Origin of the sequence: Microcoleus sp. AR_TQ3_B6 (genome assembly GCF_036702785.1) — a bacterium.
Lineage (GTDB): Bacteria > Cyanobacteriota > Cyanobacteriia > Cyanobacteriales > Microcoleaceae > Microcoleus.
In genome coordinates this window covers 1-14,851 of the sequence record NZ_JAUBVJ010000086.1, presented here as the reverse complement: position 1 = coordinate 14,851, position 14,851 = coordinate 1, and the positions used below count along the sequence as shown (strand labels likewise).

The window sequence follows — 14,851 nt, the reverse complement described above, 5'->3', positions numbered from 1 at the left end:
ACACTCTCATCTTTCTTTCTTAGGGCTTCTTTTTTCAACCTAAGCTGGCTGATAATTGGGATGCCAAGCAAGCCATTTCTCTTCTAACTTCCTGGCGATCGCATCTGCCAACTTACCCAACAAAGCATACATGATAATGCTCACCACAACTACATCAGTTTGCAAGAACTCGCGAGCATTCATTGCCATGTAACCAATACCAGAGTCCGCCGCAATTGTTTCTGCGACAATCAGCGTCAGCCACATAATCCCCAAGGAATATCGCAGGCCTACCAAAATTGAAGGCAAGGCCCCAGGCAAAATAATTTTCCACAAAAGAGACCTGGCATTCAAGCCATAAACTTTTCCCATTTCAATCAATCCGGCATCTACGCTGCGGATGCCGTGAAATGTATTGATATACATGGGAAAAAATACACCCAAAGCTACCAAAAATAATCGAGCTGGATCGCCAATGCCAAACCACAAAATTACTAGAGGGATTAAGGCGAGGTGTGGAATATTACGAACCATTTGCAGAGAAGTATCTAGCAGCTTTTCGGCGATTGGAAAAAGACCGTTGAGGAAACCCAGAGTCAAACCAATCCCTCCGCCTATGATAAAACCAACCAGCGCGCGCCAAGCACTAATTCCGATATGGTGAAACAGTTCTCCGCTAATTGCCAATCTAATTCCTGCACTTAAAACACCTGTTGGTGCTGGTAAAACTCTTGTGGAAAGCCAACCAACCTGCACCAATAATTGCCAGCTAACAATCAGCAGCATTGGTACAATCCAGGGGATGACCTGCTGAAAATAGGGGTTTGTGAGCCATTTTTTATTCATGACGCGCTCGTAGGAATAACTTGTTTTTGTTGGAGAAACTTTTCGTTGGCAACAATTTCGCCAAAAGGACTAAACATTTGCGGTTGATGTACAGTCGGTTGGTTTTTCAGCGGCAAGCGGGGGAATAGCAATTCAGCCACTCGATATGCTTCTTCTAAGTGGGGATAACCGGAAAAAATGAAAGTTTCAATTCCCAATTCGGAATATTCCAACATTCGCGCCACAACCGTATCGGGATCTCCCACTAAAGCAGTACCGGCACCCCCTCTGACTAACCCAATTCCCGCCCACAAATTGGGGCTAATTTCCAGAGCTTCGCGGCTGCCTGCGTGCAGTTCAGTCATCCGCCGCTGCCCTTCAGAATCCATCCTGGCATAAGCTTTTTTGGCGGCTGCGATCGCATCTTCATCGACATATTGAATCAATCGATTGGCATCCTCCCAAGCTTCGCTTTCAGTTTCGCGTACAATGACATGAAGGCGAATTCCAAAACGCACAGTTCTACCCTGTTTTGCTGCTAATTTTTTCACAGCTTCAATCTTTTGGGCTACTTGTTGCGGCGGTTCTCCCCAAGTAAGATAAACATCGATATGTTTAGCGGCAATTTGTTGTGCTATTGGCGAAGAACCGCCAAACCATAACGGAGGATGAGGATTTTGTACAGGGGGGAATAAAAGTTTTCCGCCCTTTATTTGAAGGTATTCACCGCTAAAATTAACTTGTTGCTCTCGCCCGTTAGTCGAGTTACTCTCTTCAAGCATCGCTCTCCAAACAGTCAAGAATTCATCCGTCAGTTCATAACGTGCGTCGTGACCCAGATGCACTCCATCCCCCGCCAATTCAACCGGATCGCCGCCCGTAACAACATTAATCAGCAAGCGTCCGTTAGATAACCTGTCAAATGTTGCCGCCATCCGTGCTGCTACCCCAGGAGACATTAATCCAGGACGAATTGCTACTAAAAAACGCATTTGTTCTGTAACAGCCATTAGGGATGAAGCCACTACCCATGCGTCTTCGCAAGAACGCCCAGTCGGAAGCAGAGCGCCCGTAAATCCTAAACGATCGACGGCTTGAGCGATTTGCTTTAAGTAGGAAAAGTTGCAAGAACGCCCTCCAATTCCTGTAGCTAAATAGCGTCCGTCTCCGTGAGTTGGGATAAACCAAAATAATTCCATTTCTCTTAGTCTCCATCACTATTTATTGTTTAGTTACCTGAGCCACTTGGCTAATTTTGATGGGTTTGGGAAGCAGCTTTAAATCTAAGAAACTATCAGCCATTTTTTGCTGGTAAGTGATTACTTCATCTGTAATGGGCTGCACACCGTAAGGCCGTCTCCGTGCCACTTCCTCTAAAGTTGGAACATCAATACCAAGAGCAGGAGACAACAGTTTTGCTACCTCTGTTGGTTGAGATGTAGCCCATTCATCGACTTTTTGAAGTTCCTCTAAAACTGCCTTAATTCTGTCAGGATATTGCTCGTTAAAAGGTTGGGCAGCTAGATAGAATTCCCGATTAGCTACAAGCCCTTCTCCATCCTTAAGAATACGAGCACCTGTAGCTCGTTTTGCTACTGTAAAAAATGGGTCCCAAATCGCCCAAGCATCAACACTGCCTTGTTCAAAAGCTGCCCGCGCCTCTGCTGGCGGTAAGTAAACAGGCTGAATGTCGCTATATTTCAATCCGGCTGCTGTTAATGCTTCTACTACTAGGTAGTGCACATTTGAACCTTTGTTAAATACAACTTTTTTGCCTTTCAAGCCACCCACATCTTGAATGGAAGAATCTTTCGGTACTAATATTGCTTCGCCTTTGGGATTAGGAGGCTCGTTAGCAACATATACCAATGGTGCGCCAGCAGCTTGTGCGAAAATAGGCGGCGCTTCCCCAGTATGGCCAAAGTCAATACTGCCTGCGTTCAAAGCTTCTAGTAATTGAGGGCCAGCGGGAAATTGAAGCCACTGTACGGAAGTGCTTTGAGAGGCCAAACGCTTTTCTAAACTTCCCCGTGATTTAAGGATGCTTAGAGTGCCATATTTTTGATAGCCGATCCGAATTACATTGCTCTCTTGCGATTTAGAACTAGCCACCGATGTGGCTGCAGAAGTCGAGCCAGTAGTTGTATTTGTTTGCTGAGTAGGAGTACAAGCATAAACGGTCAAACTCAAACTGAAGCCAACTGCAAAAAGCAAAGCAAAGGTCTTGATTGAACTAGGTTTGAGTTTGCTCCCCAAATGCCTCAATTTAGCTAAAAATGGACTCTCTCTTAATCGGGTTAACACTGTTCCTTCCTATGTTTCAAGTATTGAAAACCAAAAAACGCAATAGCTATGTAAAAGCTGAGCTAACCATTATTGAAGAGCAAGCTACGATAAACCGACCGATATACCGGAGATTACTCGAATAAGCTCCTATTATTCCACAACAAACTTCAAAAATGCAAGCACATTGTGTAAATTTTTGCTGGTCTGACTTATCTAGTTACTTAAATGATTAATATTCAGGGGTAATGTATCAGTTGCACGCGCCGGAGAAAAAGTAGCATCTAGCGCTGCTGCTATCTGCATAAAAACCTGAGATACCGCCGAGTTCGGATCTGCAAGTGTTAGGGGTTTTCCTGTATCGCCTCCCGCACAGATGCGCGGATCTATAGGAATTTGGGCAAGGAGGGGTGCTTGAAGTTCTTCTGCTAACTGTTTACCCCCACCACTACCAAAAATTTGTATCGGTTCTTCATGGCGTGAGCCGATTAAATAACTCATATTTTCAATAATCCCAAGCACTGGAACCCCTACTTGGCGAAACATATAAATATTGCGACGGACATCGGAAATAGATATTTGTTGCGGCGTAGTAACGAGAATCACTCCACAAATAGGACTTTCTTGCACAATGGTAATTTGAGCATCTCCGGTACCGGGGGGTAAATCAATGAGTAAATAATCTAATTCGCCCCATTCTACATCTTGAATAAACTGCGTAATAATTTTGTGGAGCACAGGGCCTCGCCATGCTAAAGGACGTTCTGGCTCTGCTAATAAACCCACTGACATCAGTTTAATTCCCTGTGCTTCCAGGGGTAAAAATTTCTCACCTTTAGCAGTATTAATTGTCTCTACATCAGCTTGTCCTAAGCCTAACATTTGAGGAATATTGGGACCGTAAACATCAGCATCTAGCAAGCCTACCTTGGCTCCCTGTAATTTTAACGCTGTTGCTAAATTCACCGCCGTTGTAGATTTTCCCACCCCACCTTTGCCGCTAGAAATAGCCAAGGTAGTTCGCACGTTGGCTATGGTGCAAGTTTGAATATAAGTTTTTTTGCACCAGCTTACAGGCGATAAAACAGACTCAATTATTTTTGGCAAGTCTTGCTGATGCGATCCAATATAAAGGCGCAAATAAATGTAATTTTCAACAATTCGCAAATTTCGCACCATTCCCAAACTGATGATATCATTTTTGAGTGTGGGTTCGATGACTTGTTTGAGATAGTTGACAACTTCTTGCTGTCGTAATTTTTCCACAGGATTGGGATTGTCTGAGGGTAGATGTGAGGGGGTTTGTGGTAAAGAGGAAGAATTAACCATTTTGGGAATTTTGCAGTAATGTTTGAATTTTCTGAATCGCTTTTTGAGCGAAAATAGTAACCTCTTTATCGGGATCGTCCAGAGATTGTTGCAGCGCAGGCATCGCGGCAGGATTGCTGAGATTGCCGAGGGCGATCGCAGCTTCTTTCCGCACATCTGAATATTCATCAGCTAAGGCTCTAATCAAAGCAGGCATGACTCGTTCATCGGGAATTTTTTGCAGCGCTTGTAGCGCGAATTTGCGAACTTGCCAGTGTTCGTCGCTTACCGCTGTTTCCAGTGCCAAAATTGCCGCACCATCGGCATGAATTGCCAAAGATTTAGCTGCATTTCGTCGCACTTGCCAGTCAGTATCGCTTTTGAGTGCTTGACACAAAATTGAGATGACTTCTGGATCTGTTAAATGTCCTAAACTTAAAGCCGTAGCACGGCGAACATTTAAATCTGTATCAGATATTAAGACCAAAGCTTGGGGACATTTTTCCACCTGATTGAGATAGCTGAGAGTGGTTACTGCTGTTGCTCTCAATTCAGGAACATCGGATGCAAAAAATGGTAAAATATCGGGAAAAGATTGAGCATCGTGAATCTTCCGCAACAAGGTTAAGATATTGAGTTGGATATTAACATTGTCGCGGTGGAGTGCATCTAGTAGTTGCCGTAAGTCAGTTGGTGAAACTAATTCATTTAATGCAGATAATGCTTCTTGGCGAATATCGGCATCGGCGGAACCCAGACACTCAATAAAAGCAGGAATAGCCACAGGATTGCCAATTTCCCAAAGGGCTGATATGGCAATTTTTTTAACGGCAATACTCTCATCAGACAGGGCGAGGAGTAGGGCATTTGTAGCTTCTTCATCACCCAAATATTGTAAATTTTTCACGGCAACAAGGCGATCGCTTAGTTCGGGCGATCGCAGCATTTCTAGCCATTGATTTAATTCACTATCATTTTCAGCAATCATGAATTTTTACACTTTATACGAAATAGAAAAACTTAGCGCAACAAGAAGGGGATTTTAACCGTTATGGCATTAGTTGGACATTCTTTTTCACAAGGCAAACAAAACCAACATTCATCGTATTTCATGTAAGCTTTCCCTGTTTCGGGATTTTTGGCCAGTACATCCAAAGGACAAACATCAATGCATACCTGGCACTTTTCCAAACACTTAGACTCATCTACGGTGACTGGAACATCAACTCGTTGTGTAATTAAAGCCATAGTTAGGTGCGATGGTTAATGGTGAATAGAGTTATCCGACTGTCAAGTGGGAGGGAGTGGGTTTATGGATCTGAGAATGAGAAATCAAAGATATTGACGAGAACTCACCTCTACAATAAGCTGTATAGCATTTAAGCAACTGATTATAGGGGTCGGGTGCGTTAGACCAACAGTTTGGTAGCACTCACAAATTATTTAGAACTGACGCACTCTACAATATCTTATCGCTCTACAAATCCATCAAATAGACAATATCTCACCTCCCACTTTAATGCATAGTAATCATAGTGTTATTTATCCCAATGACTGGGAGAAAAAACCTAATATTACTATAAGTCAGCGCGCTACAACATTATAATCCTCTTTATGTAAATCAACATCCACAATATAAGGTTCAACTGGACGCTTAAACAATCTCATTTCTCCTGATTCCTCTTTTTTCAAATTAACATGGCAAAACCACTCTTCATTATTTTTCTCAGGGTAATCTAGCCGATAATGATAAAGCCCCCAACGAGTTTCACAGCGATACAAAGAAGCCCTCGCCGCCATCTCCGCACAGTCTCGAATAAAGTGAACCTCCATGCAGCGCATTAACTCATGAGGATCGCGAGCGCCCATTTCCTGTAGAGTTTCTTGATAACGGACAAAATTTTTCAGCCCAATCTCCATTTTGTTTCCTACTTTTGGTGGTTGTAAATAATCATTCACTAAGCGCCGTAACTTATATTCTACTTGCGTGTGAGGGATTCCATTGGGCAGCTTTAAAGGTGCATAAACCCGCGCTTTTTCTGCTTCCAGAAAATCAGCGTCAGGCTCGACATAATCTAAACTTTGGATGTAGTCAATGGCATTAGTTCCTGCTATTCTACCGAACACAAAAGCCCCGATCATGTAATTATGAGGAACGCTTGCCATATCTCCCGCTGCGTAGAGTCCGGGCACAGTTGTTTCTGCCTTTTCATTCACCCAAACACCTGAGGCGCTGTGGCCGCTGCACAGCCCAATTTCAGAAATGTGCATTTCAACGCCGTGCTCGCGATAATTTTCCCCTCTACCCTCGTGAAACCGACCTCGACTCGGCCGCTCATTTGACCAAAGAATAGACTCTATTTCAGCGATAGTATCTTCATCGAGATGAGTCATTTTTAATTGAATTGGGCCTTTGCCAGAGTGCAATTCATTCCAGATTTCCAGCATCATTTGACCGCTCCAATAATCGCAACTAATGAAGCGATGACCTTCGGCATTAGCAGTATGGGCACCGAAGGGCCCGGCGACATAAGCGCAAGCAGGGCCGTTATAATCTTTAATTAGCGGGTTGACTTGAAAACACTCAATGTTAGTGAGTTCTGCTCCAGCGTGGTAAGCCATTGAATAGCCATCTCCGGCATTAGTCGGATTTTCATAGGTGCCATAAAGGTAGCCGGAATCGGGTAGTCCTAAACGACCGCAAGCACCTGTAGAAAGAATGACAGCTTTCGCTTGAATTACTACAAAATCGCCATTTCGCACGTCAAAGCCAACGGCTCCTGTAGCGCGTCCTGCTTGCACTAAAACGCGGGTTGCCATCACTCGATTGGTAACTTTAACTTTGTGGCGTTTTACCTGTCTGGTTAAAATTTGTTTGAGGTCTTTGCCTTCGGGCATTGGCAAAACATATTTGCCGACGCGATGAACTTGTTTTAAGTCGTAGTTACCTTGGGCATCTTTCTGAAATTTTACTCCCCAAGTTTCTAACTCTTGGATGACTTCATAGCCTAATTTTCCAGTTTGATAAACGGCTTTTTGGTTGAGGATGCCGTCATTAGCAAGGGTAATTTCGCGAACGTACTGTTCTGGTGTAGAATGGCCGGGAATGACGGCCGTGTTTACGCCGTCCATTCCCATGGCGATCGCGCCACTTCTGCGAATATTTGCCTTTTCTAAAATCAGCACTTCGCTGTCAGGATTTGCCTGTTTAGCTTTGATACCAGCCATCGTGCCAGCCGTACCGCCACCAATTACAAGCACATCAGTTTTTATCCATTGAGTATTCACGTTAATTTCTCCTGACTAATGACCCTACTTACCATCTTTCAAAACGATTTCTTTAATTTGGACGGGCTTAGGAATAAGTTGCAGTTTTTGGAAGGTATCAGCAATTTGCTGCTGTCCGGCAATCTCTTCATCACTGAGGGGAAAAAGGCCATAGTTGCGTCGCTTTTCAGACACTTCTAACACGGAGGCTTCTATCCCTAATTGCGTCTCCAGAAATTTAGCAACTTCTACGGGATTGTCGGCCGCCCATCGATCTACCTTTTTGACTTCATCTAAAATGAGTTTCAAAATCTCAGGATGTTCGTCCACAAAACTCTTGCGGGCAAGATAGTAACCTCGATTGGCAGCGATTCCTGTTGCATCTGTTATAAGTCTCGCGCCTGCGGATTTTTCTGCTGCGGCTAAGTACGGATCCCAAATTGCCCAAGCATCGACATTTCCCCCTTCAAAAGCGGCGCGGGCTTCTGCTGGTTTGAGGAAAGCTGGGTTGATGTCGCTATATTGAAGTCCAGCCGCTTCTAAGGCTTTAACTAGGAGGTAGTGTGTGTTAGAACCTTTGGCAAAAGCTACTTTTTTGCCTTTAAGATCGGCAACCGTTTTTATAGGTGAATCCTTGGGAACTAGGATACCTTCCGACTTAGGATTTGCAGTTTCGTAAGCAACATAAACTAATGCGGTTCCAGCAGCTTGAGCAAAAACTGGCGGTCCTTCTCCTGTGTAGCCAAAGTCAATACTGCCTGCGTTCATTGCTTCTAATAGAGGAGTCCCGGCAGGAAATTCTAGAAATTTTACAGAAGATTTGGAGGCTGCTAAGGCTTTTTCTAAGTCACCTTTGGTTTTGAGGGCGTTGAGAACGGTAGCAGATTTTTGGTAGCCGATGCTAACTGTAAGGCTTTTTGTAGGTGCGTAAGTGTTCGCAGTGGCCGTGTCCTGTGTGGTAGTAGCGGTAGGAGAACAAGCTGCTACTACCAAACTCAAACCGAGTCCGGTTGCAAATAGTAGGGCAAGACTGCGGGTTCTCTGAGAAAGGACTGTTTGATGGCAGTAGCTCAAAATGCCTAATATCTGAGTTGAGGCGAGCTTAATCAACATAGATGCCCACAAGAAAAGATTGAGAGTAACTTTATTGGCAGTATAATACTGTATGTCGATAAAATTACCGGAGTTAATATTTATTCATTTCCCTTTAATATTTGGGAGTGCGATCGCCCGATGCTTAATTAGCGATCGCCAGTCGTAGGCTTGCACCACTGCCATCTGCACCTCCCTCCGAATCCGCGGTAACAGGCCCCGAACTTTTTGGGGGGGGTGTCTGGGGTCAATCGATTTTAGATTTTAGATTTTCGATTTTCGATTGACTTGCGCGAGATAAATGCTCTTTCTTGAGGATTTTCGAAAATCGATTTGGGATTGATTCCACGGATAAATCACGTGGCGGGTACCACCTTTGAAATTCGCTTGTCAAAAAGGCGGGGTAAAGTTTGGTCGATTGATGGGCGATCGCAAACAAGCATCGGCGAGACACGGCATAAATTTTGCCTTGATGATTGCGCGCGCAATCGTAACACCCCCATATCCACCATGGTCAGTCCAGCCTATATTCAGCAATTTGAAGTTGTCACAGTGATGACGGATACCTATCGAGTGGGATGAGTGCTTGTCCCCATACGTACTACCTACCACCTTCAAAACTTAGCTGTAGCAACCTTGACATCACTATATTAACTCCCATACAGTTAATATACTGTTTTCCGATAGGTGATTAGGAGTATAACGTGTACTACATTATCAAGATCGGGCGCTTTAGAGTTAAGCGTTTTGGATTATTCGCTTGGGCCTTTCTACTAGCGGTTGTAACGGCAATCGGCCTGTTGCAAATTTCTGATCCAACCCAGGCTCAGACTGCTCAAGTCGCTCAGCATCCAACTGCTCAAGCGCAGCCAGCTAAACCCAGCGATCCTACCGACGCGGTGCTGGATTGGAATGCGATCGCACAGACTGCCACGCTTGCAGCCTCCGCACCTGCACCGCAGCAGTTTCGAACTCTGGCGATTACACATGGAGCAATTTTTGATGCAGTAAATGCGATCGAGCGCCGCTACACCCCCTATTCCGTGAATATCAAAGCGCCTGCAGGTGCTTCTGCAGCTGCGGCTGCCGTGGCGGCTGGGCATGGTGTTTTGACACGCCTTTATCCAGCCCAGAAGGCCTCCCTTGATGCGGCTTTAACCGCTTCACTGGCAAAAATCCCTGACGGTGAGGCAAAAGTTGGCGGCATCAATGTGGGTAAGGAAGTTGCAGAAAAGCTGGTAGCAATCCGCAGCACCGATCGATCTGCTCGATCGGGTGAGTATAAAGCCCAGAAAGCTGTTGGCATATGGCAGCCCACTCCGCCTCTGTTTGCCCCAGCGCTGTTGCCCAATTGGAGCGAAGTCACCCCATTTGTGATTAAGCGTGCTGACCAGTTTAAGATTCCTGCGCCATTACCTCTCAACAGCGATGCCTATGCCAAAGAGTTAAATGAAGTGAAACTCCTGGGGGGGCGATACAGCACCGCCCGAACTGCTGAACAAACGGCAACGGCAATTTTTTCTGCAATTTCCCCTGTGCCACTCTGGAATACGCCAGCCAGAGCAGCCGCAACAGAAAAAGGCAATAATTTGATTGAAAATGCACGGCTGTTTGCACTGCTCAACTTCGCAGGCGCAGATGCCTACATTGCCGGATACGAGGTTAAGTACAAATACAAACTTTGGCGACCTGTAGTTGCTATTCCCAATGCTGCAGAACTTGGCAATCCTATCATTACTCCCGATCCCAACTGGGAATCACTGATCGTCACTCCGGCTCACCCTGATTATATTTCTGGGCATTGTGTAACGGCAGGTGCGGCAGAGAGGGTTTTGCAACGCTTCTTTGGCAGTGACTCCGTGAAAGTGAGTCTCATCTTTCCGGCAAACGCAGGTGTAACCCGCAGCTATACGAGCTTTTCGCAGATTTCTAAAGAGCTTGGAGAATCCCGGATTTGGGCAGGTCTTCATACCCGTACTGCTGATACCCAGGGAGATGTGTTGGGTAAACAAGTCGGTGACTACGTTTTCCGGAATGCTTTGCAACCACTCAAGAGTTAGTAGTTCGGGCTACTTGAGATTCGCGGAGCAACGATCGACTGTGTAAGCACACTTGTGTGTCACCGCACTTTTACGCCAGCCACCTTCAATCAAACTGTTTAGGAAAATTCAAGCATGAGTCAAGTTCTGCAAGAAGTACGGTCTGCTAACCAGGAATATGCTGCTTGCCTTTGGTGCCAAAGGCAATTTGCGCCTGCCTCCCAGTCGTCTTTGAGCTTTGTCCCCTTCACCGCACGGCAAGCGAACAACGCTCTTGTTGGTTCTTGTCTTACCTCTATAGCTTGTTTGATAAGATTAATGCCAGACGGCGATCGCCATGCAGCGATCGAGTGGGTTTAAACTGAACACTCCCAAAAAGAGGTTTTGGGGACGATCGGCTGCTCAACCGAGTTCGCTAAAAAAATCTCTCATGGGTTCTGTAGCACTTATTTGGGATCTATTCATGCTCTAACACGAGCGAACATCAGTCGGGTGAAACACACATTAAGTTTTGCTCTGGGCATGGCCGGTAGTTCTCGAATTCGTTTTTGACCAAACTCCTACAGCTTTCTATCCAAGCATTTGAATCTTCTACAATCCATCTAGTTGCTACCGGAGAAAATCCAATTTTCCAGGAGCAGTTTCCGACGGCTCTTTCAAACTCAACAACCACAGGACTCATCATCCAAAATGAAAAAACTAGAAGGAAAAGTCGCTCTTGTCACTGGCGGCACTAGCGGCATCGGTCTTGCGACTGCTAAGCGTTTTGTCGCCGAAGGTGCCTATGTCTTCATCACGGGTCGCCGTCAAACTGAACTGGATGCTGCAGTAAAAGAGATTGGTGAAAATGTCACGGGTGTTCAGAGCGATGTCTCTAATCTGGCAGACCTCGATCGGCTGTTCGCCACTATCGAGCAAGAGCAAGGACACCTCGATGTCGTGTTTGCCAATGCTGGCGGTGGAGAATTCGCCCCACTGGGAGCAATCACCGAAGAACACTTTGACAAAACGTTCAACACTAACGTCAAAGGTCTGCTGTTCACCGTGCAGAAGGCACTGCCTCTGTTACCTGAGGGCGCTTCCATCATCCTGAACGCCTCTCAGAATACTACGGTAGGCAACCCAGCTTTTAGTGTTTACAGCGCTACCAAAGCCGCCGTGCGATCGTTTGCCCGTAATTGGATTCTAGATCTCAAAGAGCGCAAAATTCGGGTTAACGCCATTAGTCCTGGCGTTGTTCCTACTCCTGCTTACAATCTCCTGGGACTGAGTGATGAGCAGGTACAGGAATTCGTGGATAGCCAAGCCAAAAATATCCCCCTGGGAAGAGTAGGGACGCCCGATGAGATTGCCAAAGCCGTTGTCTTTCTCGCTTGTGACGACAGCAGCTTTGTCAACGGCATCGAGCTGTTTGTCGATGGCGGTATGGCACAGATTTGAAGCGCCCTCGCAAGCGATCGGTAATGTTCCAAACTGGAAACAGGGAATAAATCTCCGGAAGCGGAACGATCGGAACTTCTTGACACTCCCCGGCTTTGAAAGCGCGGGGATTCTTGGTTCTGCGACAGACCTTAAAACTATCTATCCTTGCGGCAATACTTAAACCCAATACCCGTTCAAAAAAACCAAGTACCGAGCCTAACTTAGATAACTCCAGAGGGGTTGTCTCCCCAAGCTTTCGAGAATTGCTTCTCTTGTTTCTGTGTGCCCCACAGTACGTTTTCGATCAAAAAAGTTTAGTCTCTGATTTTGGCTTACGTTAGGGGGCCCAACTATGTTTATTCGTGGTTTTCGTCACCCACTAGCCATTATTGTTTTGGGACCAGTCGTTTGAGCGTGGTGTCTCATGTGTATCGGCGGTTATTCTACCTGTGGCACAAGTATGATTGTATCCTGTCTTAAATAAAACGCCAGAAAAATTTAAAATAAATATTAATGAGACTAGATAACTTAAACAAAAACTGAAATCTATTAAAGCCGTCCTATAAGGACGGGGCTTTGTACCCAATTTTTTGGTAAGCCCAATTGAGTGCAGAAACGCCCATAGGATTAGTCCGCCCTGGAACGCGGCCGAAGAAGAATCGATCGGGACTTTGGGTACAATTGTAGAGCAAGTTGAGGCGGCCGGATTTGCAGCACCGGAGCTCGCGGTCATCGGAAATGTCGTCAATTTACACGGCTTATTGTCTGGATGTCGGCCTGTTTATCAAATTGTAGAATAAGCGAAAAAATTGGGGCAAACAAGGGCGATCGATCGCCCTTGTTTGCCCCTACATCCTCTCTAGCCAAGCAAAAATTAGAGATTAAAATAAGCGGCTAGATGCTCGTTAGAAGGGCATCAGTTTGGGCTTTATGTATTGGCTGTTGGCGCGGATGAAGCAGTTTTTGCTGGGCACCCGCAGCCAGGAAGCGCCCCCAGCGGTGATGAAGCTGTTGAGGCCCAGATAACCGACATCAACGGTGCTGCCGTTGGGGAAGGTCGTAACGACAGTGCCACTAGGGGCAGTGGCGCGACAATTGAGCCTCGTTGGGTCGGTTACAACCCAAAGAGGCCAAGTGGCGTCGCCTGCGGTTTCAGACTGAATAGTATTGGCATTGCTGGCCAGGAAATTGCCGCTGCTATTGGCGACTGGGACGGCTTCGGTCAGATTGAGCTTTAAGATTGAACCCGCGGAAGAGGGACAGTTGACCCCACCAGTAATAGTCCAAGTGGCTGTCAGGGGCGCAGGGCCGGAGTTAGAAACCGGACGTTGTAGTTTCAGTTTGCCCTTACATTGTTGCGTTGCACCGGGCCCGAAACGCTCGTCGCTGAATGTTCCAGTATAGGTTCTGATGCCACCACTGCTGGTGACGCTAGTCGCCTGGAAGCCCCCGAACCACTCCCTGCCACCTATGGATGTAAAGTAGTAGCCACTGCCAATAGCAGAGCCACTGCGGCCAGGAAGTTCACTAATGTGAATAAAGGTGCTGCGATTGCTGGCTTTGTAGGCGCTGGCTTGGGCAATGTGGGGGAAAAGGGCGATCGCAGCGATCGTGCCTAAAATAGAAACGATCGGTTTCATAGTATGTTCCTTAATTTAGATAATTGAATTTGGTTTGAGCGCAGATGTTACGGCCAGCAGGTACCTCCATTACCACCAAAGCACTGATTATTAGGTTGAGCGATATCGATTTTGGTAATGTTTTTCACGCGGGAGACGTACTTGAGATTTGCCCAAAGAGTCTTTTCAATAGCGGTTTGCAGAATCGCAGTAGTTCCAACTCCACCGCTAAGATAAGGTTCGCAGATGCGAATTTTGTAGGCAATGTTACTGCCTCTGATTTGGCGTTTGATGAGAAAGCGACCTGCATTGATGGCTCCAGGAGGTAGAGGTTGACCGTTGCAGGCATTGCTCGGGAGCAGCGGTAGCGCCTTCTCTAGACCCGGTGCATTAGCAATTTCGGTACGGGTTGGTCCCTGAAATAAGTTCTGGAGAGCACCCACATCCGGCAGAGGATTGCTGGTAGAACGTCTGACAGTGTGGGTGTGCTGGAAGTTTTGGCCGCTCTTCGGCATCCGAGGAAAGTGCACGGTTACAGTTGCAGCGATTGAGGGGGATTGCGATAGCCCCAGAGCAACTAGAGTCGAACAGCCGATCGTCAGGGACAGAAAACTAAATTTCATGGGAAACTCCTAAAGTAGGTTAGTCTACATACACCTAAATCAATAGTCGGGACAGTTTGAGAGAGCCGAGGATACAATGCGGGTTTCAGGCTTTGGTATTCGTAATTTCTTTCACCCTCGAATTTGCGATCGCGAATTCGAGTTGCATTGTTTCTGGGTCTAGCATTACCTGACCCCTTGTTTGCATTTATTTCTTAGGTGTAACTGCTAACGGAAACGCTTTACCAGTAACTTTTTCTAGTGACACTCGTTTGTGGTAGCTCGTTTGAGTGTCACTTATTTTACAGACATGGCCGCGACTGGTAAACAAACTCAAAACTTATACCAATTTTCAAAAATCATGCAACAGTAGCTAGGGCTGACAAAATGTAATCCCATCCAGTTATAGATGCTA

At 46.0% G+C, this 14,851-nt stretch carries 15 protein-coding genes; 5 read left to right on the top strand and 10 right to left on the bottom strand.

Annotation, left to right across the window (positions count from 1 at the left end; translation table 11 throughout):
- Positions 1-39: 39 nt before the first annotated feature.
- The 8 genes from ssuC to QUB56_RS29225 all read right to left on the bottom strand — a co-directional run bounded on the left by ssuC (position 40) and on the right by QUB56_RS29225 (position 8,775).
- A complete protein-coding gene (ssuC, locus tag QUB56_RS29260; protein WP_332959824.1) occupies positions 40-825 on the bottom strand; it encodes an aliphatic sulfonate ABC transporter permease SsuC in 786 nt (261 codons plus the stop codon).
- A complete protein-coding gene (ssuD, locus tag QUB56_RS29255; RefSeq protein ID WP_332959823.1) occupies positions 822-2,003 on the bottom strand; it encodes an FMNH2-dependent alkanesulfonate monooxygenase in 1,182 nt (393 codons plus the stop codon). The genes ssuC and ssuD overlap by 4 nt, the downstream gene beginning before the upstream one ends.
- A 22-nt stretch (positions 2,004-2,025) precedes the next feature.
- On the bottom strand, positions 2,026-3,108 hold the full coding sequence (locus QUB56_RS29250; RefSeq protein ID WP_332959822.1) for a sulfonate ABC transporter substrate-binding protein: 1,083 nt from the start codon (positions 3,106-3,108) through the stop codon (positions 2,026-2,028).
- A 195-nt stretch (positions 3,109-3,303) separates the two neighbouring features.
- Entirely contained in the window at positions 3,304-4,416 is a 1,113-nt protein-coding gene (locus QUB56_RS29245; RefSeq protein ID WP_332959821.1) for an Mrp/NBP35 family ATP-binding protein, read from the bottom strand.
- Entirely contained in the window at positions 4,409-5,383 is a 975-nt protein-coding gene (locus QUB56_RS29240; protein WP_332959819.1) for a HEAT repeat domain-containing protein, read from the bottom strand. The genes QUB56_RS29245 and QUB56_RS29240 overlap by 8 nt, the downstream gene beginning before the upstream one ends.
- Positions 5,384-5,415: 32 nt before the next feature.
- A complete protein-coding gene (locus tag QUB56_RS29235) occupies positions 5,416-5,643 on the bottom strand; it encodes a 4Fe-4S dicluster domain-containing protein (RefSeq protein ID WP_332959817.1) in 228 nt (75 codons plus the stop codon).
- A 336-nt stretch (positions 5,644-5,979) separates the two neighbouring features.
- Complete coding sequence (locus QUB56_RS29230; RefSeq protein ID WP_332959815.1) at positions 5,980-7,683, bottom strand: fumarate reductase/succinate dehydrogenase flavoprotein subunit; 1,704 nt, start codon at positions 7,681-7,683, stop codon at positions 5,980-5,982.
- A 24-nt stretch (positions 7,684-7,707) separates the two neighbouring features.
- Positions 7,708-8,775, bottom strand: a complete 1,068-nt coding sequence (locus tag QUB56_RS29225) for a sulfonate ABC transporter substrate-binding protein (RefSeq protein ID WP_332959814.1) — start codon at positions 8,773-8,775, stop codon at positions 7,708-7,710.
- A gap of 339 nt (positions 8,776-9,114) precedes the next feature.
- On the opposite strand from QUB56_RS29225, the gene QUB56_RS29220 reads away from it, so the two are divergent.
- The 5 genes from QUB56_RS29220 (at position 9,115) to QUB56_RS29200 (ending at position 13,015) form a co-directional block, all read left to right on the top strand.
- Positions 9,115-9,336: a hypothetical protein gene (locus QUB56_RS29220; RefSeq protein WP_332959813.1), complete on the top strand. Its 222-nt coding sequence runs from the start codon at positions 9,115-9,117 to the stop codon at positions 9,334-9,336.
- A 218-nt stretch (positions 9,337-9,554) separates the two neighbouring features.
- Positions 9,555-10,814 (top strand): vanadium-dependent haloperoxidase, encoded by a 1,260-nt coding sequence (locus QUB56_RS29215; protein WP_332959812.1) that lies wholly within the window; start codon positions 9,555-9,557, stop codon positions 10,812-10,814.
- Between the two features lie 114 nt (positions 10,815-10,928).
- The gene (locus QUB56_RS29210; protein ID WP_332959811.1) at positions 10,929-11,153 is read left to right on the top strand and encodes a hypothetical protein; all 225 of its coding nucleotides are present in this window, start codon (positions 10,929-10,931) and stop codon (positions 11,151-11,153) included.
- Between the two features lie 330 nt (positions 11,154-11,483).
- A complete protein-coding gene (locus QUB56_RS29205; protein ID WP_332959810.1) occupies positions 11,484-12,233 on the top strand; it encodes an SDR family oxidoreductase in 750 nt (249 codons plus the stop codon).
- 572 nt (positions 12,234-12,805) lie between these two features.
- The gene (locus QUB56_RS29200; RefSeq protein ID WP_445243413.1) at positions 12,806-13,015 is read left to right on the top strand and encodes a hypothetical protein; all 210 of its coding nucleotides are present in this window, start codon (positions 12,806-12,808) and stop codon (positions 13,013-13,015) included.
- Positions 13,016-13,120: 105 nt separating this feature from the next.
- On the opposite strand, the gene QUB56_RS29195 is transcribed toward QUB56_RS29200, so the two are convergent.
- Positions 13,121-13,855 carry a hypothetical protein gene (locus QUB56_RS29195; protein ID WP_332959809.1) on the bottom strand — a complete coding sequence of 245 codons (735 nt, stop codon included), beginning with the start codon at positions 13,853-13,855 and terminating at the stop codon, positions 13,121-13,123.
- A gap of 47 nt (positions 13,856-13,902) precedes the next feature.
- Entirely contained in the window at positions 13,903-14,457 is a 555-nt protein-coding gene (locus tag QUB56_RS29190) for a hypothetical protein (RefSeq protein ID WP_332959807.1), read from the bottom strand.
- Positions 14,458-14,851: the final 394 nt, after the last annotated feature.

Bases quoted from the DNA above. Each gene is read 5' to 3' on its own strand.
- QUB56_RS29210 (WP_332959811.1), top strand. From the start codon at position 10,929: ATGAGTCAAGTTCTGCAAGAAGTACGGTCTGCTAACCAGGAATATGCT.
- ssuD (WP_332959823.1), bottom strand. From the start codon at position 2,003: ATGGAATTATTTTGGTTTATCCCAACTCACGGAGACGGACGCTATTTA.
- QUB56_RS29195 (WP_332959809.1), bottom strand. From the start codon at position 13,855: ATGAAACCGATCGTTTCTATTTTAGGCACGATCGCTGCGATCGCCCTT.
- QUB56_RS29190 (WP_332959807.1), bottom strand. From the start codon at position 14,457: ATGAAATTTAGTTTTCTGTCCCTGACGATCGGCTGTTCGACTCTAGTT.
- QUB56_RS29240 (WP_332959819.1), bottom strand. From the start codon at position 5,383: ATGATTGCTGAAAATGATAGTGAATTAAATCAATGGCTAGAAATGCTG.
- QUB56_RS29205 (WP_332959810.1), top strand. From the start codon at position 11,484: ATGAAAAAACTAGAAGGAAAAGTCGCTCTTGTCACTGGCGGCACTAGC.
- QUB56_RS29245 (WP_332959821.1), bottom strand. From the start codon at position 4,416: ATGGTTAATTCTTCCTCTTTACCACAAACCCCCTCACATCTACCCTCA.
- QUB56_RS29225 (WP_332959814.1), bottom strand. From the start codon at position 8,775: ATGTTGATTAAGCTCGCCTCAACTCAGATATTAGGCATTTTGAGCTAC.
- ssuC (WP_332959824.1), bottom strand. From the start codon at position 825: ATGAATAAAAAATGGCTCACAAACCCCTATTTTCAGCAGGTCATCCCC.
- QUB56_RS29235 (WP_332959817.1), bottom strand. From the start codon at position 5,643: ATGGCTTTAATTACACAACGAGTTGATGTTCCAGTCACCGTAGATGAG.